Raw genomic sequence first — 20963 nt, forward strand, 5'->3', positions numbered from 1 at the left:
GAGGCGGTTGGGGAGCTGTTCGCGGCCGGGCTGTGCAGCTCCAAGATCGCGCAGTTGCTTCCGTGCGTGCGGGACGTGGACGGCGGCCCTTCCGAGGCCGCCGACGCGAAGCTGGTCACCGAACTCACCGCGGAACGCGACCGCATCGACCGGATGATCGAGGATCTGCGACGCTCCCGGGTGACGCTGAACGAGGTGATCGACGCCGCCGGGGCGGCGGATCGCCCTGCTTCGCAGGTCGCCGGGCGGGATCAGGGCTCAACCTCCGCTTCGACCGCGCTGTCGGCGGGGCGCCCGGAGTGGGTGAAGTGGTTCGTGCCGCTGGTGAACGAGCCGGGCACCACGATGGAGGTCTCCACACCGCAGCGGGCGAGTTCGGCGGCGTAGCTGACGGCGAGGGAGTCCATCGCGGCCTTGGCGGCGAAGTAGGGAGCCGGATACGGAGCGATGCTGACCCGGCTCGGTTCCGGGCCGTCGTCGCCGCTGCGCGCGGCCCGGAGCCGTGTGGTGGGGGGTGTGGGGTGCGGGGATCAGACGAGGCCGCCGTTGGCGAACAGGACCTGACCGTTGATCCAGCGCGCCGGGCCCGCGAGGAATGCGATCGCCTCCGCGATGTCCTCCGGAGTGCCCAGACGCTCGAGCGGCGCGGCCTTGGCGAGGTTGTCGATCGTGGCCTGGTCCTTGCCATCCAGGAACAGGGGAGTGGCGGTGGGGCCGGGAGCCACCGCGTTGACCGTGATGTCCTTGCCGCGCATCTCGCGCGCCAGCACCAGGGTCATGCCCTCGACCGCTCCCTTGCTCGCCGCGTAGGCGCCGTAGGTCGGGAACTGGGCGCGGGTGACCGAGGTGGAGACGTTGATGATCGCTCCGCCCCGCCGGACCCGGCGGGCTGCCTGCTGCGAGACCACGAAGGTGCCGCGGATGTTGGTGCGGTGCATCCGGTCCAGGTCGTCCAGGTCGAGGGTGGCGATGGGGGCCAGGAACATGATGCCGGCGGTGTTGACGACCACGTCGATGCCGCCGAACTCCTGCTCCACCGCGTCGAACGCGGCGGACATCGCGCTCTCGTCGGCGACGTCTCCGCCGACCGGGATCGCCTTCCCGCCGGCCCCGGTGATCGCGGCGACCGTCTCGTCGGCCTTGGCCTTGTTGCCGGCGTAGTGCACGCCCACGGCGATGCCGTCCTTGGCCAGACGCTCCGCGACCGCACGGCCGATGCCGCCGGAGCCGCCGGTGACCAGAGCCGCGCGAGTGATGTTGTCCGTCATGAGGAGGTGTCCTTTGGTGAGGTGCCCGGAAAGGCTGGTTGGTTGTGTCGCGCCAGTTCAGGCCATGCCGTCTGCGCGAGTGATGACTGCCGCCGGCGGGCCGTGAGCCGGCTTCAGTCAGCTGTCCGCGACCGGTATCTCCTCCAGCCACTGCCTGAACAGAGCTGATTCGGCAGGGCTGAAGGGCCGAGGTGTGAGTTCGTCGAGCGAGGAGAGCAGTGTGGTGGCGGCTGCCGAGCGCCTGTCGCGATCCGCGTCGTCCGGTGCGGGGTCGAGCAGGATCGCCTGGTGCATCGCGTCGCGGACCAGGGTCGACAGGCCGGAGTCCGGGTAGAGACCGGGGCGGGAGATCAACGCGAGCGCGACCCCGGTGTTGGCGGTCATGATCATGCCTGCGGCGACTACCGGCGTGACGCGCAGCCGTCCCTGAGCGGCGAGGCGCTCAAGTACCCCACGCAGAATGCGCAGCGCCTCTTCCGCCGCCTCGGGCGTGGAGCGCAGCGCCGGCGCGAACATCAACTTATAGGCGTTGGGATGAGCCAGCGCGAACGCTGTGTGACTGTCCCACCCCGCCCGCAGATCCCGCAGCGGGTCCTCGGAGATCTCGGCGGCCCGCTTGGTCTCCAGGTACTGGTCCCAGACGTAGTCGACCGTCGCGGCCAGCAGTCCGTCCTTGTCGCCGAACAGCCGGTAGAGCATGGGCTGCTGCACACCGGCCGCCTCGCAGACCGCACGCGTGGACACATCACCGCTCGGCGACTCCGCGATCAGAGCGGCCGTCGCTTCGATTATCAGTGATCTCGAATTCATGATGTCAACGATACCGCTAGGTTGTATCGACGTCAACGTCGATATGTTATCGACGGTACGGGCGCTGTACCTCGGTGGCGACACGAAGAACGTCATCGCGCTGGCCGTGGGCATCGCCGACGGCCACGGCCTCGGCGACAACACCAAGGCCGCGCTCATCACGCGCGGCCTGGCCGAGACCACTCGCCTCGCCCGAGTGATGGGCGCCGACGCCCACACCCTCGCCGGACTCGCCGGCATGGGCGACCTCGTCGCCACCTGCTCGTCCCCGCTGTCCCGCAACCACACCTTCGGCGCCAACCTCGGCCGGGGCCTGACCCTCGCCGAGACGATCGCGGTCACGAAGCAGACCGCCGAAGGCGTTCCCTCCTGCCGGGCGGTCCTCGATCTGGCGCGGCGCCACGGCGTCGAGATGCCGATCACCGAGACCGACATCGACATCGTCCACGGCGGACAGCCACCCCGGGACGCCGTCAAGGTACTCATGTCCCGCGCCGCGAAACCCGAGCGTCACTGAAGGGACAGCTGCTCCCGGGGGCGCACCCGCGCTCCGAGGGGGAGCGGTGCTCCTGTCGTACGGCCGGAGCGGTGCTTCTGTCGTGCGGCGCGGTGCTGATCGCGCCCGGTCAGGGGCGTGGGGTCCGGCTGTCCGCCCGGACCGTGTCCGTGCCCCAGCTCGCGAGGAGGCGCAGCGCCTCCGCCGACGCGGAGCCCGGCTCCGCGTGGTACACGCACAGAAACTGCCCGTGGTCGTCCGGGAGAGGCATCGTCTCGTACGCGAGGGTGAGGTCGCCGACCAGCGGGTGGCGCATCCGCTTCACGCCGTGGCCCTTCTCCTTCACATCGTGAGTGGCCCACAGCCGCCTGAACTCCTCGCTCTTGACGGAGAGTTCACCGACGACCGCCGACAGGTCCGGGTCCTGCGGGTTCTGGCCCGCGTACAGCCGCAGATAGCTGACGATGTCGGACGCCTTGGAGTCCCAGTCGAGGAACAGCTCGCGGTAGTCGGGGGAGAGGAAGGTCAGCCGCGCCCAGTTGCGCTCCGCGGGCGGCAGCTTGCCCCAGTCGCCGAACAGCGCCGCCGCCATCCGGTTCCAGGCGAGGATCTCCGAGCGCGCCCCGCTGACGTACGCGGGCATGCCCTCCATCGAATCGAGCAACTGCCGCAGCGCCACCCGCACCTGCTGCTGCTTGGGCACCCGGTACTTCCTGCGCTGCTGCTTCGGCTTGGCGAGGTGGGTCAGGTGTGCGTGCTCGGCGTCGGTCAGGTGCAGGGCGCGCGCGATCGCGTAGAGCACCTCCGCCGACACGTTGCGCCCATTGCCCTGCTCCAGGCGCGTGTAGTACGCCACCGAGACCCCGGCCAGCTGTGCCAGCTCCTCGCGCCGCAGCCCCGGCACCCGCCTGTGCCGCCCGTGCGAGGAGATCCCCACGTCCTCCGGTTTGAGCCGAGCCCGCCGGGTGCGCAGGAACGCGCTGAGCTCGGCCCGGCGGTCGGGGCTGTCGGGCAGGGCCGCCGGGGCGTCGTCTGTGGCGGGGGTGTCGTCCATGCCTTCCAGTATTCCCGGTCGTACGACCGGGAGCCTGACCCCGTCAGTAGTAGGACCACTGGACGTACGCAAAACGGTGACCTGGGTGAACAGGATGCGAGGAGGCACTCTGGAAGACATGACCACGACTGTTACCGCATATGCCGCCCCCAGCGCCAAGGCCCCGCTCGAACGCACCACCATTGAGCGCCGTACGGTCGGCGAGTTCGACGTTCTGATCGACATCAAGTTCGCCGGCATCTGCCACTCCGACATCCACCAGGCCCGCGAGGGCTGGGGAGAGGCCATCTTCCCGATGGTGCCCGGTCACGAGATCGCCGGCATCGTCGCCGAAGTCGGCTCCGGCGTGACGAAGTTCAAGGCCGGCGACCGGGTCGGCGTCGGCTGCATGGTCGACTCCTGTCGCGAGTGCGAGAACTGCGAGGCCGGGCAGGAGCAGCACTGCGTACGCGGGAACGTCGGCACGTACAACGCGGTCGGCCGGGACGGCCTGCCCACTTACGGCGGCTACTCGCAGAAGGTCGTCGTCGACGAGAACTACACCGTCCGCGTCCCGGACGGGCTGTCGCTGGACGTGGCCGCGCCGCTGCTCTGCGCCGGCATCACCACGTACTCCCCGCTCAAGCACTGGGGCGCTGCCCCCGGCAAGAAGGTCGCCGTGGTCGGCCTGGGCGGCCTCGGCCACATGGCCGTCAAGATCGCGCACGCCCTGGGCGCCGAGGTCACGGTCCTCTCCCAGTCGCTGCGCAAGAAGGACGACGGCCTGAAGCTGGGCGCGGACCACTACTACGCCACCAGCGACCCGGCCACTTTCGAGAACCTGACCGGCACCTTCGACATCATCCTCTCCACGGTGTCGGCGCCCCTGGACTTCGGCGCGTACCTGGGCCTGCTGAGGACGGGCGGCGCCCTGGTGAACGTCGGCGCCCCCGAGGAGCCCGTCGCCCTCAACCTGTTCTCCCTGATCGGTGGCAACAAGACGCTCGCCGGTTCGGCGATCGGCGGCATTGCCGAGACCCAGGAGATGCTCGACTTCTGCGCCGAGCACGCTCTCGGTGCCGAGATCGAGCTGATCGAGGCGAGCGGGATCAACGAGGCCTACGAGCGTGTGCTCGCCTCGGACGTGCGCTACCGCTTCGTGATCGACGCCGCGACGATCTGAGCCGCGCGGCTTTGCCGAGCCGCTGATCAACGCCCTCCCCGGGTTCCGTCCGGATCATCCATATCCACCGGATCCCGAGGAGGGCGCTTCCATGTCAACAGGCGGCGTCGTCCCGGGCCGTCGCCGCTGGTGACGGCGGTGCCGGTGCCGGTGGTGCCGGTGGCCGCGCGACGGGTGGCGCCCGAGGGTCCCGCGAGTCCTGCGAGTCCCGCGAGTCAGATCTGGTTCTCGCCGCCGTCGACGTACAGGTTGGCGCCCAGAATGTAGCTGCTCTGCCCGGAGGCGAGGAACGCCACCAGCGCGGCGACCTCCTCCGGGCGCCCCATGCGGCCTATCGCGACGCCCGCGGCGAGGTTCGTCCGGACGCCGGGCGCGTTCTCCTCGCCGAAGAGGTCCGTGATCCCGGGAGTGTCGATCGGGCCCGGCGAGACGGCGTTGACCCGGATGCCTCGGCTCTTGAGTTCGTTGGCCCAGCCCCGCGCGAAGGACCGGACGGCGGCCTTGGACGCCGCGTACAAGCTGAACGCCTCCGTACCGTTGTCGGCGGCGGTGGAAGCGTTCAGGATCACCGAGGCGCCGTCGTTGAGCAGCGGCAGTGCCTTCTGCACGGTGAACAGTGTGCCCCGCACGTTGACGCCGAAGATCTGGTCGATCTGCTCCTCGGTGATCTGTTCCAGGGGCGCGAGCGAGGCGGTCGCCGCGTTCGCGAAGACCACGTCCAGACCCCGGCCCCGGGCGCGGACCGCGTCGTACAGCCGGTCCAGATCGGCCAGGTTCGAGATATCGCCCGCCACCGCGGTGGCCCCCGCCGCGCCGATGGTTTCCACGGCCGCGTCCAGCTCGGTCCTGCGTCGGCCGGTGATGAACACATGCGCGCCCTCGGCTGCCAGCCGAACGGCTGTGGCCAGGCCGATCCCGGTGCCACCGCCGGTGACGACGGCGGTCTTGCCCTCAAGCTGTCCCATGGGAATGACCTCCATAAATTCCGTACCGATCGGTACTGAACGAGACCGTAGCACATCTGCACCGACCGGTACGGAAGAGGTATGCTCGCCGCTATGGAGACACGGCAGAAGGCGCCAATCGGCCGACCGAGGGGTTTCGACACCGACGAGGCCCTTGAGCGCGCCATGCGGGTCTTCTGGGAACAGGGCTACGAAGGCGCCAGCCTCACCGACCTGACCAATGCCATGGGCATCACCCGCACCAGCATGTACGCGGCCTTCGGCAACAAGGAGGAGCTGTTCCGCAAGGCCCTGGAGCGCTACGCCGAAGGCCCGGCCTCATACGTGCCCCGGGCCCTTCGGGAGCCGAGCGCCCGGCAGGTGGCCACCGCGTTCCTCGACGGATCCGTCCGGGCCACGACCCGCCCCGGCTGCCCCACGGGATGCCTCGGTGTCCAAGCGTCTCTCGCCGCCGGCGCCCCTGGACGCGCCACCCGGGACGCCCTCATCGACTGGCGCAACGAGGGCACTTCGCGCCTTCGCGCCCGGTTCGAGCAAGCCGTCGATGACGGCGACCTGCCCCCCGGCAGCGATCCCGGACTGCTCGCCCGCTACATCATGACCGTGGCGAACGGCATCGCCGTCCAAGCCGCCGGCGGCACCACCCGCGACGAGTTGCAGCAGGTGGCCGACGCGGCTCTGCGGAACTGGCCGCCCGCCTGAGTGGCCAAGGCCGACCGGGAGCCGGCCGGTCGCTGCCGGTCGGCGGTGTCATGCTCGGCGCGCTACCGGATTCCGCCCCTGCTCCTGCCCCGTCCCCGCGCTCGCGCGGGGGTCGGTCGACCACCACGCCCTGCCGTTCTCAACGCGTGGCGTACGCGCGCATGAACGCGTGGACCCCGTCGGTCATGGTCCGGCGGACCTGATCCAGGTCGGCGTTGGCGGGGACCGGGTGACGTTCGTAGGCCAGCAGGAGGGTCAGGGCGCCGAAGTGGTCGGCGGCCAGGCGGGGGTTGTCCGTGTCCAGGAGTCCGGCCTCGGCGAAGCGGGCGATGCGATCCGCGAGTGCTTCCTCCGCCGCGGCCGTCGCGATGTCGTCCTTGGTCATCGGCGTCCGCAGGCGCTCCTGGGCGACGAGGGCGAACCCGGCGGCATAGTCGGCGGAGCCGACGACCGACGTGCCGAGGTCGGCCGCCAATGCGGCGAGCGCCTTCTCCAGTTGCGGCACCGTAGTGATCTGCGCGTCCTCCGGGAGGTGCTCGTCGAGCGCCCGGTGGAAAGTGGTCAGCAATGACTGGGACACATCGGCGAGGATGGCGAGGAAGAGGCGCCGCTTGTCGCCGAAGTAGTCGTACACGGTGCGCTTCGAGACCGCGGCCTCGGCCGCGATGGCGTCCATGCTGACGCGGTCCACTCCCTGACGCACGAACAGTTCGCGAGCGGCGGCGAGGATCGCCGTCCGCTTCTCCGGGGACCCCTCGCGCACGGTCTTCTCCGTACCGACAGTGTTCATGACCACCTCCGAGGGGCACTCTACACCGTGCAGTTTACCTACTGCACTGCACGGTGTAGTGTCGCCGCCGTGCCGTCAACAGCCGTGACGTCGACAGTGGAGGAACCACCCATGCCGCAAGCGCCCGCCGTCATCGGCAAGCTCGTCGAATCAGTCCTGGGGCGCCCAGCTGACCTGCTCGACATCCGTGCACCCGCCCCCGGCTTCCTTGAGCTGGAGCTGCACGCCGCGGCGCCGCCCGGCGGCTGGCACCCTGGCCACGAGATCCAGGTCCGCGTCACCCCCACCCTGGGCCGCCGCTACACGGTGCGGACCGTGGGCGGCCCGGATTCCGAACACATCAGCATCCTCGCCGCCACCGAAGCCCAAGGTCCCGGCACGGCATGGATCCGCCGCCTGCACGCCGCACGTGCATGCGGCGACGGCGCCCACCGAACGGTGGTGCTGGCCGGCCGGCACCGGCCGCTGCGCGAGCACGGAACCCGCCGCCTCTACCTCGGCGACGGCTGCGCCCTCGCCACCCTGGACGCCTGCGCCCAGGGTGGCGACGCACCGATCGTGGCCGTCGAGGTACCGGCGGACGCCGTCGCGCCCCTCGCCGACCGCTGGCCCCGGTACCACTTCCTACCGGCGGCGGAAGCGCCGGGTGACGCACTGCAGACCTGGCTCGAACGTGCCGTACGTGAAGGCGCGTTCATGGATATCGACGGCGCTGTACTGCTGGGCCACGCCCAGTCCATCCAGCGTCAGCGGCGTGCGCTCACCGACAGTCAGAACCTGCCGCGCCGCGCCATCACCACAAAGCCGTACTGGGCCACCGGCAGGGCGGGACTCTAGGACGCGCAGGCACGCGCAGGCACAAGCTGATACGCCTCGGTGCGAGCCTCAGGCGTCACTTCGAGTACGCCAGGGATGCCCATTCCCACGCCCGAGCCCACGCCCACGCCCCCGATACCGATACCGATACGTGCGGAGCAGTACGCCGCGAGGCCCGCCTGCTCGCTGCGTGCGGAGACCGACCGCACACCTTCGGGCGCCGTTTCCGCACAGCGGCCACCGCGCGCCCGGACAACAGAGAACCTCACGTTCGGCATCTGGCCGCCTGACGCATCGGCGCGGTGCGGCCAGGAAGGATTGATCATGACCGAGACACACCGCCCCGTCCCCAAGCGCTCCGTCCTCGTCTCCGGAGCCAGCATCGCCGGCCCCGCGATCGCCTACTGGCTGCACCGCTACGGCTTCGACGTCACCATCGTCGAGAAGGCGGGCACCGTGCGCGGCGGCGGCTACCCCATCGACATCCGCGGCACCGCTCTGGAGGCGGTGCGGCGCATGGGCCTCCTGCCCCAGTTGCAGAAGGCCCACGTCAACACCCACCGCATCACCTTCGTGGACACCGACGGCAGCACCATCGCCGCACTGCGCACCGAGACCATGGGCATCGGCGCCGACGGCGACCTCGAGGTGCAGCGCGGCGACCTGACCGAGATTCTCTACGACGCCGTCCGCGACTCCGTCGAGTTCCTGTTCGAGGATTCCATCGCCGCCCTCGACGACCGCCCCGGCGGCATCGAAGTGACCTTCCGCGGCGGCACCCGCCGCACCTTCGATCTCGTCATCGGGGCCGACGGAATCCACTCCCACACCCGCCGGCTGATCCTCGGCCCCGAAGAGCGCTTCCACCACTACCTCGGCGCCTGCTTCGCGGGATTCACCCTGCCCAACCACCTCGGGCTCTCCCACGAGGGCATGTTGTGGAACACCCCGAGCCGGCGCGCCGCCCTCTATGCCGTCGGCTCCGGCCGGCATGTGTTCGGGCTGCTCAACTTCAGGCGCTCCGACCTGCCCTTCGACGCCTTCCGTGACCTCGACGCGCAGCGTGAACTGGTCGCCGCCGCCTTCCCGGACGACTGCTGGGAGATTCCCCGGATGGTCGCCGAGATGCGCGGTGCCGAGGACCTGTTCTTCGATGCCGTCAGCCAGATACGGATGTCGAGCTGGTCCCTGGGCCGGGTCGCGCTGGTCGGTGACGCCGCCTACGCGCCGTCCTTCCTGACGGGGCAGGGCACCAGCCTCGCCCTGGTCGGCGCGTATGTGCTGGCCGGCGAGTTGGTCGCACGCGCCGACCACGCCCAGGCGTTCGACGCCTACGAAAGGGTGATGAGGCCGTTCGTGACCCTCAATCAGCAATTGGCCAACGACGGCGACACGGAACTCTTCCCCTCCAACGAGCAGTCCCTCCAGGAGCGCAACGCCGCCCTGCGTACTCTCTCCGCCCTCCCCGCCGACCCTCCGCACGCCACGTTCAGCGCCCTCACCCTCCCCGACTACGACCTGCCTACGGCTTCCGGTTCCCCTTCCTGACCTCGTGACCCCCTGACCTCCTGGGCCGGGCGCGGCTCATCACGCCGTCGGGCGACCGTCGAGGACCTCGCCGTGATGTCAGTGGGCGCCGGTACGGTTCGGGAAAAGCCGCCGCGCTGTTCGGGCCGGCGCGGGACAACGCCGAGGAACGCCCATGGATCCGGTTTTCGCCGACTTCTCCACCGCTCCGGCCCGCCTGTCGAACGCCGTCGTCCGTCACCACCGGTGCGGGATCGCCTCCTCGCATCTCGCGCTGGGCGCCGGCGGACACATCAAGCTGGACTTCGCGGCGGACGGGCAGGAGGAGATCACCGAGATGGTCGTCAAGGTGACCACCATCGGGGCCGACCCGGCGATGGACGTCCTGCTCAATGGCAAGGTCCTCGCTGATCGGCCGGCCGTCGCGGGAGGCGGTGGGCACGGTGTTCCCCAGGAGACCGTGCTTGCGGTTCCCGGCGATCTGCTGGCGCCCGGCGACAACATCCTGGAGATACGCAGCCCGGAGGGCGCGGATACGCTGCTCCGGCTGCGTGCCGTCACGGTGGATCCGGCCCACGACAGCGGCCGCGCCGAGCGGGCGCTCGCGGCCAGGACGGCGACCCGGTCGGTCTTCGCCTTCAGCACCGAGCGCCGCGCACCCGGCACCGTCGTGTGGCAGCCCGCCGCACGGCTGCTGTTCCACATCGACCGCGGCGAGCAGGCCGTCCCCGCACACCTCGCCTGGCGCGGAGCGGACGGATCGGAGGCGGCGATCGGGCTGCGGACCGACCTGTCAGGTTTTCAGGGGCACTGGCGGGCCGCCGACGGCGTACTCACCGAGTACCGCGGCACACTCACGGACCGCTCGGCCTACCCCGAGGGCACGGACGGCGCCCCGCTCCACCTCTTCTCGACCGAAGAGGGCCGGGACGAGAGCTGGTCCCCGTCCGGAGAGCTGAGGCTGCTGCTCGACGCGGGCGAGGCAGCCGTGGAGCGGGTGTCCTGGACCGACCGGCGCGGCAACGCCGCCTCCATCGCGCTGACTTCCGCCGCCCCCGCGCCGGGGGCCGCCACCGGCGAGCTGCGGGACATCACCCATACGGTCACCGGCGTGCGGGCGAGCGACGAGTTCGTCGGGGCGGAGGAGTTCGCGGAGAACCTGCTCCGCGGCTCCCGCAACAAGTGGCTGGCCCACGACGACGCGGCCGAGCTGGAGTTCGTCCTGAGCAGCCCCGCCGCTGTCTCGGCCTACCGGCTGACCTCGGCGAACGACGTCCCGGACCGGGATCCGAGGGACTGGGCGCTGGAGGGTTCGTACGACGGACGCGTCTGGGCGCGCCTGGACTCCCGCGGCGGTGAGCGCTTCCTGGCACGTTTCGAGACGAACGAGTACCACTTCGCCAACACCACGTCCTATACCTACTATCGGCTCTCCATCACCCGGAACGCGGGCGGCTCCGAGATCCAGCTCTCCAGGATCGAACTCCTCGCGGGCGAGAGTGTCACGGCCCCGGCACCCGCCGCCGACTTCACCGGCTACTGCGCGCCCGCCGGGGGCGAGCCCGTCGGATACCGGGGTACGACCGTCCCGGGCCCGTGGTCCCACACCGAGCCGCAGGAAGGTCAATCGGAGAAGTTGCTGGCCGGCGAGCTGGGCGAGACGGCCCGCAGTCTGGACGAAGCGGCCCGCCTCATCGGCAAGCTGGCGGCGTACATGAAGAACCCAGGATGAAGCGCTCCGGATGAAGCGCTCCGGATGAAGGACTCCAGATGAAGGACTCCGAGGACGGCGTCCCCCGCCTCCGGAAGGGCACCGCGGGACTCATGACGACTCATGACACGGGATGGAAGGTTCCGAAACCGCCGTTGTGATGGACGAGAGGGGTGCCGGTGGCCGGGCCGCCTGCATCGCGTACGCGACCGACGACCAGGAGGTGGTCGCCTATGGTCCGGAGCTGGACGGGCTGTGCGGTGAGCCAGGAGGGGACGCCGGTGAGCAGGGGGACGACGCCTGCCGCCGGGGCCCAGTCGACACTCCTGACGCCTACCTCGGGGCCTGGACGTGCGGCTCAGCGCCGACATCCTCGACCGGATCGACGAGATCGTGCCGCCGGGGAACGTCTTCCACCTCAGGAACACCGGCGCCGTCCCACCGGCCTTCGCCGACCCCGCCCTCCGCCGCCGCTCGCCGCTCGCTCCGGCCGGCGGAGGCGCCCCCGGCTCTGAGCCGGAGGCCGACCCAGAGGATCCGTCCCGTCCCCGCACCGGAAGACAACGGCCGCAGGAGCCCCGCCGCTCGGCGATCCACTGCCCCTCCACGATCTGCGCGGGGGAGTGGACCGAGGTCCCGAAATAGCGGATCTTGCCCTGATGGACGAGATCGGTCAGCGCGCCGAGGGTTTCGTCGAAGTCGGTGGAGGGGTCGGGTCGGTGGGCTTGGCAGAGGTCGATGTGGTCGGTGTTGAGTCGGCGCAGGCTGTTGTCGACGGCTTTGTGGATCCAGCGGCGTGAGTTGCCCTGGTGGTGGGGGCTGTCGCCGATCCGGCCGTGGAATTTGGTGGCGAGGAGTACGTTGTCGCGGTGGCCGCCCGCGAGGGCTTTGCCGACGATCTCCTCGTTCTCGCCCTGGGAGTAGACGTCTGCGGTGTCGATGACATCGACGCCGGCGTCCAGGGCCTGGTGGATGATTTTGATGGCGTCGTCGTGGTCGCGGTTGGCCCACGCGCCGAAGTTCATCGTGCCGAGTGCCAGAGGGCTGACCTTCACGCCGGTTCGTGACCCACGACCTCGGCGTCGTACGCCTGATCGCCGACGACGTGACGGTGATGAAGGGCGGCTTCGTGGTCGAGAACGGCCCGGTCGAGCAGGTGTTCCGCGCCCCGAGGCACGCGTACACGCGGGAGTTGCTGGAGGCCATTCCGGGAAACCCGTTCACGGTTGCCGGTGCGAGCCGAGGAGACGGGTGGCAGATCACGGTCTGCCCTTCGGCGGCATCTCATTTCCGCGTTAGCCATCGCCGCGCACCAGCCGTGGGCGGCCATTCCGGCGATGCCCGGCATGGGGCCCGTGGGCGTGACGATGAACCCCGCGATGGTCGCCCGCGCGCAGCGGGCGGGGAGCGCCGGAACTCTCGTCAACACCGTTGCCGGGATCTGTTCAACCGACCTCGCCGGTGCTCTCGTCGAGACGTGGGGTCTCCCGCGCCCGAGCGTGGTGCCGGCGGGCTTTGAGCCGGTTCCCGCAGGTCTTCATGGAGCACCACCGTGCGGTGTTGGCGCGGCTGCGGTCCAGGAGGAAGAGGCGGCATTCGGCGTTCTCGCACGGCCGCAGCCGGCCGGGCATGCGCTCTTTGACGTCCGCCCAGGCGAGCACGAGTTCCACGGCGAGCCTGCGCTCCGGCGGCGCCTCCACGTGCCACTCGATGCCCGACGCGCTGGGCTGCGGGGCCTTGTGCACGCCTGCGAGGACCCGGCGCAGACGGGGCTCCGCCGCTGCGCCCGACTCCACCGCCTGGAGCGCGTCCCGGGCGGTGCGCAGCCACCGGCGCTCCTCCTCGTCGCCGCCGAGACCGCCGTGCTCCCGCGCCCAACTGTCCACCTCGTGGTCGTCACGCCACAGGTCCTGGCCTCGGCCCTCCACAACAGGGGTGCTGTTCAGCGCCTGCATCAGGGCCTGGTCGTCCAGCATGGACCCACCTTCTCATCTAACTCCATCGGGTCGATTGACAGGTTACTCCAAGGGGGGTCTACTGGACGACCGAGAGGTAACCATCAAAATGAATCGAAGGGGTTAGTCATGGTTGAGATCCGCCACCACTACGCGACCGTGGGGGGACATCGCGTCTTCTACCGCGAGGCGGGAGCCCGCGAGGCGCCCACGCTCGTACTCCTGCACGGATTCCCGTCCAGCTCGCGCATGTTCCGCCGCCTCATTCCGGCGCTGGCCGACCGATTCCATGTGATCGCCCCCGACCACCTCGGCTTCGGCAACTCCGATGCCCCGCCCGTGGACGCGTTCACGTACACCTTCGATTCGCTCACCGACACCACCGAAGCCCTGCTGGCTCAGCTCGACGTCACCCGCTACGCCGTGTACGTCCAGGACTACGGCGCGCCCATCGGCTGGCGGCTGGCCCTGCGTTCCCCGGCGGCGATCACCGCGGTGATCACGCAGAACGGCAACGCCTACGAGGACGGCTTCGTACCGGATTTCTGGCAGCCCATCTGGGCGTACTGCGAGAACCCGGGCCCCCGGACCGAACCCGCCGTCCGTACCGCCCTCTCGCTCGACGCCATCCGCTGGCAGTACCAGCACGGAGTGGACCGACCCGAGTTGCTCGATCCCGACGCCTGGGCCGCGGACCACCGCGAGGTCAGCCGGCCGGGCAACGACCTCGTGCAGCTGGCACTGTTTCGCGACTACGCCGGCAATCCACGCCTCTACCCGCAGGTGCACGCCTACTTCCGGGAACGCCGGGTTCCTCTCCTCGCGGTCTGGGGCGCGGGCGACGAGATCTTCGGCCCGGACGGCGCGCGCGCGTTCGCGAGGGACCTGCCGGACGCGGAGATCCACCTGGTTCCCGGAGGCGGACACTTCCTGCTCGAAAGCCACCTGGACACCGTGGCCGGGTATATCCGCGGGTTCCTGACCGCCACCGAATCACCGGCGTGAAGCCCTGGCCCCTGGACGAGTCCAGGGGCAGATGAAAGGGCTCGTCGGTTCGAGTCCCGGCACGGGCCGGCGGGGTGGGAGGGGCGGGCTACCGCGTGGTGGCGGTCCGGTCGTGTGCGCGGACGCGCAGGAGGAGTGCGATCCAGCTGCGGTAGGGGCGCCAGACGTCGGCGATCCGGGCGAGTCGGCCGGGGTTCTCGTGATGGCGGTGTCGAGTTGGTACGCGGCGCCCATGGCGCGGTGCGTGCGGGGTTCGGCGGTCGGGAAGACGTCGGGGTCTCCGGCTCCGCGGATGAGGATCAGCTCGGCGGAGAACGGCCCGACACCGGGCAGTTCCCGGAGCGCGGCGGCGTCGAGACGTCCGTCGAGGGCCGCCTCGGCGATCGCGTGGAGGCGCTCGATCTTGATCCCGGTCAGGCCGGGGACGTGATCGAGGGAGCGCAGTACGGCCGGAGTGGGGAAGGCGTTGAGTCGTCGGCCCGCGACATCGAGGGTGTGGCCGTGTTGTTGTGCCAGGCGGGCCTTGATGGTGGCGGCCTGGGACGTGCGGATGCGGTTGCCGATGATGGTCCGGGCGGCCGCTTCGTAGGGGGAGTGGAAGCAGACGGGGCGCAGCCCCGGGTAGTCGGCCTGGAGACCGGCCACCACCGGATCCGCGTCGGCGAGGGCGGGGAAGGCCAGGCGCAGCACCTGGTCGGCCGTGGGGTCGTAGGAGGCGGGGTGAAGCCCTCCAGGAACCGGATGGATGAGCCGAGGGAGAACGGCCCGGCCGGGGTGAGGGAGAGGGTGGTCATCAGTTGTCCGTCGTGGCGGTGTCAGGGGTGGCGGAGGTGCGGCGGCGTCCGCGGGGGGCCGCGGAGCGGGGTGGCTGGGTGCGCATGTGGTCGCGTACGCGGGTCATGATGTCGCCGAGGCGGGTCAGGTCGTCCTCGGCCGGGGGATCGAACAGCAGGCGGCGGACCAGCTGGATATGACCGGGCAGGATGCGCTGGACGAGGGACAGACCGTCCTCGGTGAGGGTGACGGCGGTCGCGCGGTCGTCCTCGGGGTCGGGGCCGCGGGTGATCAGGCCGGCCTTCTCCAGCAGTCCGGCCTTGGTAGGTCAGGCCGCTGCGGCTGTAGACGACGCCGTCCGCCAGCTGCGTCATGGTCAGCGCACCGGCGGCGTCGGCGAGGCGGGCCAGTAGCTCGAACTGCACGTAACTGATGCCGCCGTCGGTGCGCAGCTGCTGTTCGAGCTGGTACTTCCCGCACATCCCGGGCTTCGACGTCGCCGGAGTGATCGCGGAGGTCGGCGAGGGGGCCGGCGGCTGGAAGGCCGGAGACGCGGTGGTGGCGTTCCTGCCGATGAACCGGCCCGGAGCAGCCGCGACGTTCGGTGCGGGCCAGGGACTGGCCGAGGCAGGAGTGGGGTCCGGCGCCGAAGACGAGGTGCGGGTTGGGGCTGCGGCCCAGGTCCATCTCCTCGGCGTTGTCGAAGACGTCCTCGTCCCTGTTGGCGGCGGGCATGTTGCAGATCACGGTGGTGCCGCCCGGCAGTGTCCGGCCGCCGATCTCCGCGTCCTCGGTGAGATAACGCCGCAGGCCGAATCCGAGGTTGGTGTCGAAGCGGCATTCGGTGCGGGTGGGCACGTGAGAGCTGTGGCCGCTGCAACTGCCTCGGCTGCTGAACTGGTTCGGGGCTCCGCGTACTCCGGTGGGGCTGTCGTCGGCGACCCTACCCGCCTCCACCGCGGAGGCGCTGGTGCGTGCCTGCCTGACGGGTGCCGGCCACCGGGCCTCCCGCCCTGCCGCAGAGTTTTTCTGAGTCCCTCGTATCCGGGCCGGCTGTTCGCCGGTGCCGCCACCGCCACCGTCCGTGTCCTGGACGGACGAGGCCCTCCGACTGCGTCACGCGGGCCGGCCGACACCGCCAGGCCCGCCTGCGTGTCCGTGCCTTGCGGCGTCGCCGTGCGGCGTCAATGGCTGGGTCCGTAGTCGCGACAGCCGAGGGCGGGCGGGCCTCGTGGTGACCGGTGAGGTGCTCGCGTCTGTCGTCGGCCGGGGAAATCAACGGAGTGAAACAGCGAGAGAAGGCGACATCCAGACGCTACCGCGATCCGTGACCACCAGCACCAAGCAGCGGGCCCACCGCGAGGAGATCAGCCGGGCCGCGCCGAGAACCGCGAGAAGCTGATCGTGGCGGCGCGCCAGGTGTTCGCCGAACACGGCCTTGAGATCGGTGTCGACGAGATCCCCCCCCCGGTCGCCGGTGTCGGCGTCGGCGTCGGGGACGCTCTACCGACGGTTCCCGACGAAGGACGCGCTGATCACCGAGCTCGTCCGAGAGCTGGTGGGCGAACTGATGACCGAGGCGCAGGCGGCCCTCGACGTGCCGGACGGGCGGGGGCCGGAGCGGTTCCTCTTCGCTGCCGGCCAGATCCAGGCCGACGCTCGCGGCTGTCTCGGGCGCATCTGGAGCGACGACGCGACCGCTGGCTACGGCAGGAGTACCGCGAAACGGTCGACGTCCTCCTCCGCGACGCCCAGCGCGCGGGCCGCATCCGCGCCGACGCCACCCTGACGGACGTCGACGTGCTGTTCTGGTCGGTCCGCGGCATCATCGAGGTCACCGGCGCCGACTCCACTCCCGCCTGGCGCCGCCAGGTCGAGATCTCGATCGCCGGACTCCGCCCCGCGTCCGAGCCGCTCCGCGAGCCCGCCGTCACCGAGTCGCAGGTGCAGGTCACCCGGGCGAGTGGACCCGCCTCCGGGAGTGTCTGATCAACGGCGGATCCGCTGACAGGTTCGCCTTGACTTGATCTTGCCCTCGTCGGCCCACTCGCGGAGTGGTACGCCTTGTCCGCCCGGATCCGGCCCGCCGACACGCCGAGCCGCTTCCATCGGCGAGATGGTCCAAGCCGATGGCAGCCAGGGCATGGACGAGCCCGGACGGAGGGACGGACGGTCGGAGGAGGGACGGACGGCCAAGCCCCCGGTGGGCCTACTTCGACTCGATGCGCCCCACCGGCGCGGTGCCGGACACCAGGGCGTCGCAGGCCCTCTGCCAGGCGTGGGCGTCGAGTCCGAGCGTGGTGGCCAGGTAGGCGGCGGTGAGGTGTCCGACGGCCGCGACGCGCTCGGGGTTCTCGTCGGTGGTCTCGTCGGCGTCGTAGCCGGCGATGCCGCCCAGCCCGTGCTCCGCGTCGAAGACGGTGAGCAGGGTCTTGGGGCCGGGGGAGAGGGTATAGGGGTCGGCGTGCCAGTCCGGGCCCACATCCGTGAAGTGACGGGAGTCGTCCTTGTCTCCGGCCACGACGAGCGCGGGGGTGATCATCGTGGAGAAGTCGACGGTCTTGAAGACCGGCATCTGCGCGGCCGTGGATGCGTGAATGACGTCACCCCGGCCCGGTGCGGCGAGCACGACGCCTGCCTTGACGCGCGGCTCCCGCAGGCTCACCCGCTCTCCGGCGGTGGGGTCGGTGAGCTGGGCGCCCAGCAGCAGGTTCGCGGTGAAGCCGCCGAGCGAGTGGCCGGCGACGGCGACCCTGTCGTGGTCGATGCGTCCGGCGAGCTGCGGCACGGTGCCCTCGATCATGTCGAGGCGGTCGAGGATGTGGGCCATGTCCTCCGCGCGCGAGCGCCAGAACAGGGGCGCTTCGGGGTCGTCGGAGACCTGATGCGCCAGCGTCTTGGAAGACAGGTGCGTGGGCTGGATCACGACGAACCCAGCCTGCGCCCAGAGGTTCACGATCGGCGCGTAGCCGTTCAGTGAGGACAGGTTGTTCGAGCCTCCATGGCCGTGGGAGAGCAGGATCACGGGGAGGCCGGTTCCCTGGGCGGGGGCGGTGACGCGGACCTGGAGGTCCACGGGCCGCCCCGCGACGGGAAGCACCACGGGGCTGAAGGACAGCACCGGGGCGGGCGAGGTGCCGACGGCGGAAGCGGATGCGTTCATGAGGGGGTCCTTTCCAGAGGCCGCCGCCCGGGGGCAGGCAGGGCGGCTCGGCGTGGTCCGCGTACGCTAGCCTGGTAAGCGGAACACTGCTCCCTTTATTATGTGGAGCGCTGTTCCGCTTTGTCAAAGGGTGTCGGAAGGAATGCGTCATGACCACGGGAAGCCCTGCCGCGACGCCGCCGGCGAGGAGCAAACGCTCCGACAGCCTGCGCAACCAGCAGGCTGTGATCACCGCTGCCGCCGAGGTGTTCCTCACCTCGGGTGTCGATGCGCCGATCCGCCGGATCGCCGCCGAGGCGGGCGTCGGTATGGGCACCATCTACCGCCACTTCCCGACCCGGGCGGACCTCGTCACGGCCGTCTACAACCAACAGATCGAAGAACTCGCCGCCGCCGGTCCCGCCCTGCTGGGCCGTACAGAAACACCGTTCGACGCGCTGAGTCAGTGGATCGACCTCTTCGTCGACTTCCTTGTCACCAAGCACGGCCTCGCCGATGCCCTTCAGTCGGACAGCGAACGCTTCGCCGCCCTGCACGCCCACTTCCTCGACCGGCTGTCACCCGTCGCCACCCAGCTGATCGACGCGGCGGTCGACGCCGGCGACATCCGGCCCGGGACGCGGCCCTACGAACTCATGCGCGGCATCGGCAACCTCTGCATCGGACGGGGCAGCGACCCCCGCTACGACCCCCGCCGCCTGATCGCACTGCTTCTTCAGGGACTCCGCCGACCCGCCTCGTCCTGAACGACCAACGACTCCGGCCCCCGTGGACGAACTCGCCACACGAACTGTTCCGCACATCCGACCAGCAAGCGGCGCAGGCGCCTGTCACTGCCAGCTGGGCCACGAACGTCCGCGCCCCTGGCCCCAGCCTGCGCGTCCGGTCCCGGCGCCGCCGCGCTCATCGACTTGGGGCCTCAACCAGGTTCCGCTCCACAGCACTTATGCGCGGCGCGCCTCTTGCTCGACGGCTCCTGCTGTGTCGGCTTCGATCTCCTCCGCCAGCTCGGGGCCAACTCGAACGGTGTGCGTGCACAGCTGATTCCTGGCCCGTTGATGTTCACCGTCAACTCGACCCAACTCCTCAACTACGGGTGAAGGGCGATCATCTCCGCGGCCGGCAGAAATGAACTTCCCCTGACCGCTCCACGGAAAGCGAGCCGGAACCGTTTCAAGTGGACGCGGCCACACGGGCCCTTCAGTCTTGAGGAGTCCGGCTTCGGCGGACGTGCTGCGGCTGTCGCGGGCGATCCGCGGCATCCGGGCGGAGCGGGCGAAGAGCCGCGGCGGCAGGCACATGGTGATCATTCCGGTGAGGATCAGCGCGCCGCCGGTCCAGGCCACCGGCGAGAGGTGCTCGTGGAGCAGGAGCACGCCGATCAGCGCGGCGGCCAGGGGTTCGGCGAGGCTGAGGGTTCCGGCCGTGGTCGCGCGCACCTGGGTGAGACCGGTGGTGAACAGCCAGTAGGCGAGGGCGGTGGTCGCCACGCCCAGCCAGATGGTCAGGGCGAAGGTGGCGCCCTGCCGCACGGGAGCGGTGCTGCTGATCATCCAGGGCGCCAGAGGGACGGCGCCCGCGAGAAGGGAGAGCGCGGAGAGCCCGGGCAACTGGGCGGCGGAAGCGACGTCGGCCAGCTTCTTGGCGAAAACGGTGTACAGGCCGTAACAGACACCGGCGGCCACGGCCAGGAGCAGGCCCAGCGCGTCCACGCCCGCGCTTGTCGGCGTCAGCAGCAGGGCACAGCCGGTGACGGCCGCGGCCGTGCCGGCCATCCAGACGGCTGTCATCCGCTCGCCGGTGACCCACCGGGCGCACAGGCCGATCGCCGCGGGGGCCACACCCAGGGCGACCACCGTGGCCAGGGCCGCCCCGGTCCGTACCACCGAGGACATGAGGGCCGCCTGGAAGACGCCCGTGGACACCGCGCAGACCAGCAGGGGGCGCACCACCGTGCCCGTGGTCAGGGCCCGCACGGTGTTCCGGCGGACGGTGAAGATCCCCAGGACCAGCCCGCCCACGAGCAGCCGCCAGCCACCCAGCGCCGTCGGCGTCATGGGGCTGGACGCCAGCACCTGAGCGGGACCGACCGTGCCCCACAGCACAGCCGCGCCCAGCACCAGCCCCGCACCGGACAACGGGCCGTTCTTTCGTGTATCCATGGGCACCGACACTAGGCAAACATCCAAGCGGCAAACCCTGTACCCGCATGTCGTGCGCCGTAGGGTCGACTTCATGGAACTTGATGCGCTGGACCGGGCCCTTCTGCGGGAGCTGCAGAACGATGCACGGCAGACCAACCGCGACCTCGCGGCCAAGACCGGGGTCTCCCCGTCCACCTCGCTCGAACGGGTACGGCTGCTGCGCGAGCGCGGCGTGATCACCGGCTACCACGCCGACCTGGACCTCGACGCGGCCGGCCGCCCCGTCCAGGCGCTCATCTCGGTGCGCATCCGGCCTCCGGCCCGCCCCGTCATCGAGGGGTTCCGGGAGTGGGCGGCACGGCTGCCCGAGGTGATCGGCCTGTTCGTCACCTCAGGCCCTCACGACTTCCTCATCCACATCGCCGTCCCGGACGTCGACAGTGTGTACGCCTTCGTCATCGACCGCCTGACCGAACGCCGCGAAGTCGCCGACGTGCAGACCACCATGGCCTACGAGCACGTCCAGTCCCGCTGTATCGAACCGGCCGGCCCCGGTCAGCCCCGCCCCTCACGCAGAGCGCGCTGACTTGGCCGGCTCCGCGACGGGTACCCGTGCCTTGA

At 70.4% G+C, this 20963-nt stretch carries 19 protein-coding genes and 8 pseudogenes; 14 read left to right on the plus strand and 13 right to left on the minus strand.

The window, feature by feature from the left end; translation table 11 throughout:
• Window positions 1-6: 6 nt before the first annotated feature.
• Window positions 7-216 (plus strand): annotated as a pseudogene (locus tag OG627_RS34235) (MerR family transcriptional regulator); the annotation flags it as partial.
• 41 nt (window positions 217-257) lie between these two features.
• On the opposite strand, the pseudogene OG627_RS34240 reads toward OG627_RS34235, so the two are convergent.
• The 3 genes and pseudogenes from OG627_RS34240 to OG627_RS34250 all read right to left on the minus strand — a co-directional run.
• Window positions 258-443 (minus strand): annotated as a pseudogene (locus OG627_RS34240) (oxidoreductase); the annotation flags it as partial.
• A gap of 87 nt (window positions 444-530) precedes the next feature.
• Window positions 531-1268, minus strand: coding sequence for an SDR family oxidoreductase (locus tag OG627_RS34245; protein ID WP_329071871.1), 738 nt, complete (start codon window positions 1266-1268; stop codon window positions 531-533).
• Window positions 1269-1385: 117 nt separating this feature from the next.
• Entirely contained in the window at window positions 1386-2078 is a 693-nt protein-coding gene (locus tag OG627_RS34250; protein ID WP_329071872.1) for a TetR/AcrR family transcriptional regulator, read from the minus strand.
• Window positions 2079-2148: 70 nt separating this feature from the next.
• Between OG627_RS34250 and OG627_RS34255 the strand changes: the two are divergent.
• Window positions 2149-2595, plus strand: a pseudogene (locus OG627_RS34255) (NAD(P)H-dependent glycerol-3-phosphate dehydrogenase); the annotation flags it as partial.
• Between the two features lie 109 nt (window positions 2596-2704).
• Here the strand turns inward: OG627_RS34255 and OG627_RS34260 are convergent.
• Window positions 2705-3628, minus strand: a complete 924-nt coding sequence (locus OG627_RS34260; protein WP_329071874.1) for a helix-turn-helix transcriptional regulator — start codon at window positions 3626-3628, stop codon at window positions 2705-2707.
• Window positions 3629-3746: 118 nt separating this feature from the next.
• On the opposite strand from OG627_RS34260, the gene OG627_RS34265 reads away from it, so the two are divergent.
• A complete protein-coding gene (locus OG627_RS34265; protein ID WP_329071876.1) occupies window positions 3747-4790 on the plus strand; it encodes an NAD(P)-dependent alcohol dehydrogenase in 1044 nt (347 codons plus the stop codon).
• 215 nt (window positions 4791-5005) lie between these two features.
• Here the strand turns inward: OG627_RS34265 and OG627_RS34270 are convergent, their stop codons facing one another.
• Window positions 5006-5755, minus strand: coding sequence for an SDR family NAD(P)-dependent oxidoreductase (locus OG627_RS34270; RefSeq protein WP_329071878.1), 750 nt, complete (start codon window positions 5753-5755; stop codon window positions 5006-5008).
• Window positions 5756-5848: 93 nt separating this feature from the next.
• On the opposite strand from OG627_RS34270, the gene OG627_RS34275 reads away from it, so the two are divergent.
• Window positions 5849-6457 (plus strand): TetR/AcrR family transcriptional regulator, encoded by a 609-nt coding sequence (locus OG627_RS34275; RefSeq protein ID WP_329071880.1) that lies wholly within the window; start codon window positions 5849-5851, stop codon window positions 6455-6457.
• Between the two features lie 139 nt (window positions 6458-6596).
• On the opposite strand, the gene OG627_RS34280 is transcribed toward OG627_RS34275, so the two are convergent.
• A complete protein-coding gene (locus tag OG627_RS34280; protein ID WP_329071882.1) occupies window positions 6597-7247 on the minus strand; it encodes a TetR/AcrR family transcriptional regulator in 651 nt (216 codons plus the stop codon).
• 111 nt (window positions 7248-7358) lie between these two features.
• On the opposite strand from OG627_RS34280, the gene OG627_RS34285 reads away from it, so the two are divergent.
• From OG627_RS34285 to OG627_RS34295, 3 genes are all read left to right on the plus strand, one after another.
• The gene (locus OG627_RS34285) at window positions 7359-8084 is read left to right on the plus strand and encodes a hypothetical protein (RefSeq protein ID WP_329071884.1); all 726 of its coding nucleotides are present in this window, start codon (window positions 7359-7361) and stop codon (window positions 8082-8084) included.
• Window positions 8085-8387: 303 nt separating this feature from the next.
• Window positions 8388-9611, plus strand: coding sequence for an FAD-dependent monooxygenase (locus tag OG627_RS34290; RefSeq protein ID WP_329071886.1), 1224 nt, complete (start codon window positions 8388-8390; stop codon window positions 9609-9611).
• 154 nt (window positions 9612-9765) lie between these two features.
• Window positions 9766-11322: an alpha-1,2-mannosidase gene (locus OG627_RS34295; RefSeq protein WP_329071888.1), complete on the plus strand. Its 1557-nt coding sequence runs from the start codon at window positions 9766-9768 to the stop codon at window positions 11320-11322.
• A 100-nt stretch (window positions 11323-11422) separates the two neighbouring features.
• On the opposite strand, the pseudogene OG627_RS35600 reads toward OG627_RS34295, so the two are convergent.
• Window positions 11423-11620 (minus strand): annotated as a pseudogene (locus OG627_RS35600) (flavin reductase family protein); the annotation flags it as partial.
• 32 nt (window positions 11621-11652) lie between these two features.
• Here OG627_RS35600 and OG627_RS34300 point away from each other — a divergent pair.
• A complete protein-coding gene (locus OG627_RS34300) occupies window positions 11653-11946 on the plus strand; it encodes a hypothetical protein (RefSeq protein ID WP_329073226.1) in 294 nt (97 codons plus the stop codon).
• On the opposite strand, the pseudogene OG627_RS34305 reads toward OG627_RS34300, so the two are convergent.
• Window positions 11877-12326, minus strand: a pseudogene (locus OG627_RS34305) (aldo/keto reductase); the annotation flags it as partial. The gene OG627_RS34300 and the pseudogene OG627_RS34305 sit on opposite strands and share 70 nt — an antisense overlap.
• A gap of 420 nt (window positions 12327-12746) precedes the next feature.
• Window positions 12747-13277: a CGNR zinc finger domain-containing protein gene (locus OG627_RS34315; RefSeq protein WP_329071890.1), complete on the minus strand. Its 531-nt coding sequence runs from the start codon at window positions 13275-13277 to the stop codon at window positions 12747-12749.
• A gap of 108 nt (window positions 13278-13385) precedes the next feature.
• Between OG627_RS34315 and OG627_RS34320 the strand changes: the two genes are divergently transcribed.
• Window positions 13386-14261, plus strand: a complete 876-nt coding sequence (locus OG627_RS34320; RefSeq protein ID WP_329071892.1) for an alpha/beta fold hydrolase — start codon at window positions 13386-13388, stop codon at window positions 14259-14261.
• 109 nt (window positions 14262-14370) lie between these two features.
• On the opposite strand, the pseudogene OG627_RS34325 reads toward OG627_RS34320, so the two are convergent.
• Window positions 14371-15055, minus strand: a pseudogene (locus OG627_RS34325) (DNA-3-methyladenine glycosylase family protein); the annotation flags it as partial.
• Between the two features lie 412 nt (window positions 15056-15467).
• Between OG627_RS34325 and OG627_RS35605 the strand changes: the two are divergent.
• Window positions 15468-15659 (plus strand): annotated as a pseudogene (locus OG627_RS35605) (alcohol dehydrogenase catalytic domain-containing protein); the annotation flags it as partial.
• 36 nt (window positions 15660-15695) lie between these two features.
• Here OG627_RS35605 and OG627_RS35610 read toward each other — a convergent pair.
• Window positions 15696-15992, minus strand: a pseudogene (locus OG627_RS35610) (cytochrome P450); the annotation flags it as partial.
• A 490-nt stretch (window positions 15993-16482) separates the two neighbouring features.
• On the opposite strand from OG627_RS35610, the gene OG627_RS34335 reads away from it, so the two are divergent.
• Window positions 16483-16824 (plus strand): TetR/AcrR family transcriptional regulator, encoded by a 342-nt coding sequence (locus OG627_RS34335; RefSeq protein WP_329073228.1) that lies wholly within the window; start codon window positions 16483-16485, stop codon window positions 16822-16824.
• Entirely contained in the window at window positions 16716-17024 is a 309-nt protein-coding gene (locus OG627_RS34340; RefSeq protein WP_329073194.1) for an SbtR family transcriptional regulator, read from the plus strand. Before OG627_RS34335 ends, OG627_RS34340 begins: the two co-directional genes overlap by 109 nt.
• 220 nt (window positions 17025-17244) lie before the next feature.
• Here the strand turns inward: OG627_RS34340 and OG627_RS34345 are convergent, their stop codons facing one another.
• Complete coding sequence (locus OG627_RS34345) at window positions 17245-18198, minus strand: alpha/beta hydrolase family protein (RefSeq protein WP_329071894.1); 954 nt, start codon at window positions 18196-18198, stop codon at window positions 17245-17247.
• A gap of 149 nt (window positions 18199-18347) precedes the next feature.
• Between OG627_RS34345 and OG627_RS34350 the strand changes: the two genes are divergently transcribed.
• A complete protein-coding gene (locus OG627_RS34350; protein ID WP_329071896.1) occupies window positions 18348-18944 on the plus strand; it encodes a TetR/AcrR family transcriptional regulator in 597 nt (198 codons plus the stop codon).
• Between the two features lie 198 nt (window positions 18945-19142).
• Here the strand turns inward: OG627_RS34350 and OG627_RS34355 are convergent, their stop codons facing one another.
• Window positions 19143-20360, minus strand: a complete 1218-nt coding sequence (locus OG627_RS34355; RefSeq protein WP_329071898.1) for a DMT family transporter — start codon at window positions 20358-20360, stop codon at window positions 19143-19145.
• 73 nt (window positions 20361-20433) lie between these two features.
• On the opposite strand from OG627_RS34355, the gene OG627_RS34360 reads away from it, so the two are divergent.
• Entirely contained in the window at window positions 20434-20928 is a 495-nt protein-coding gene (locus OG627_RS34360) for an Lrp/AsnC family transcriptional regulator (RefSeq protein WP_329071900.1), read from the plus strand.
• Window positions 20929-20963: the final 35 nt, after the last annotated feature.

Source organism: Streptomyces sp. NBC_01429, assembly GCF_036231945.1.
GTDB lineage: Bacteria > Actinomycetota > Actinomycetes > Streptomycetales > Streptomycetaceae > Streptomyces.

Excerpts from the sequence above, each read along its gene's own strand:
- OG627_RS34245 (WP_329071871.1), bottom strand. The coding sequence starts at position 1,268 with ATGACGGACAACATCACTCGCGCGGCTCTGGTCACCGGCGGCTCCGGC.
- OG627_RS34250 (WP_329071872.1), bottom strand. The coding sequence starts at position 2,078 with ATGAATTCGAGATCACTGATAATCGAAGCGACGGCCGCTCTGATCGCG.
- OG627_RS34260 (WP_329071874.1), bottom strand. The coding sequence starts at position 3,628 with ATGGACGACACCCCCGCCACAGACGACGCCCCGGCGGCCCTGCCCGAC.
- OG627_RS34265 (WP_329071876.1), top strand. The coding sequence starts at position 3,747 with ATGACCACGACTGTTACCGCATATGCCGCCCCCAGCGCCAAGGCCCCG.
- OG627_RS34270 (WP_329071878.1), bottom strand. The coding sequence starts at position 5,755 with ATGGGACAGCTTGAGGGCAAGACCGCCGTCGTCACCGGCGGTGGCACC.
- OG627_RS34275 (WP_329071880.1), top strand. The coding sequence starts at position 5,849 with ATGGAGACACGGCAGAAGGCGCCAATCGGCCGACCGAGGGGTTTCGAC.
- OG627_RS34280 (WP_329071882.1), bottom strand. The coding sequence starts at position 7,247 with ATGAACACTGTCGGTACGGAGAAGACCGTGCGCGAGGGGTCCCCGGAG.
- OG627_RS34285 (WP_329071884.1), top strand. The coding sequence starts at position 7,359 with ATGCCGCAAGCGCCCGCCGTCATCGGCAAGCTCGTCGAATCAGTCCTG.
- OG627_RS34290 (WP_329071886.1), top strand. The coding sequence starts at position 8,388 with ATGACCGAGACACACCGCCCCGTCCCCAAGCGCTCCGTCCTCGTCTCC.
- OG627_RS34295 (WP_329071888.1), top strand. The coding sequence starts at position 9,766 with ATGGATCCGGTTTTCGCCGACTTCTCCACCGCTCCGGCCCGCCTGTCG.
- OG627_RS34315 (WP_329071890.1), bottom strand. The coding sequence starts at position 13,277 with ATGCTGGACGACCAGGCCCTGATGCAGGCGCTGAACAGCACCCCTGTT.
- OG627_RS34320 (WP_329071892.1), top strand. The coding sequence starts at position 13,386 with ATGGTTGAGATCCGCCACCACTACGCGACCGTGGGGGGACATCGCGTC.
- OG627_RS34345 (WP_329071894.1), bottom strand. The coding sequence starts at position 18,198 with ATGAACGCATCCGCTTCCGCCGTCGGCACCTCGCCCGCCCCGGTGCTG.
- OG627_RS34350 (WP_329071896.1), top strand. The coding sequence starts at position 18,348 with ATGACCACGGGAAGCCCTGCCGCGACGCCGCCGGCGAGGAGCAAACGC.
- OG627_RS34355 (WP_329071898.1), bottom strand. The coding sequence starts at position 20,360 with ATGGATACACGAAAGAACGGCCCGTTGTCCGGTGCGGGGCTGGTGCTG.
- OG627_RS34360 (WP_329071900.1), top strand. The coding sequence starts at position 20,434 with ATGGAACTTGATGCGCTGGACCGGGCCCTTCTGCGGGAGCTGCAGAAC.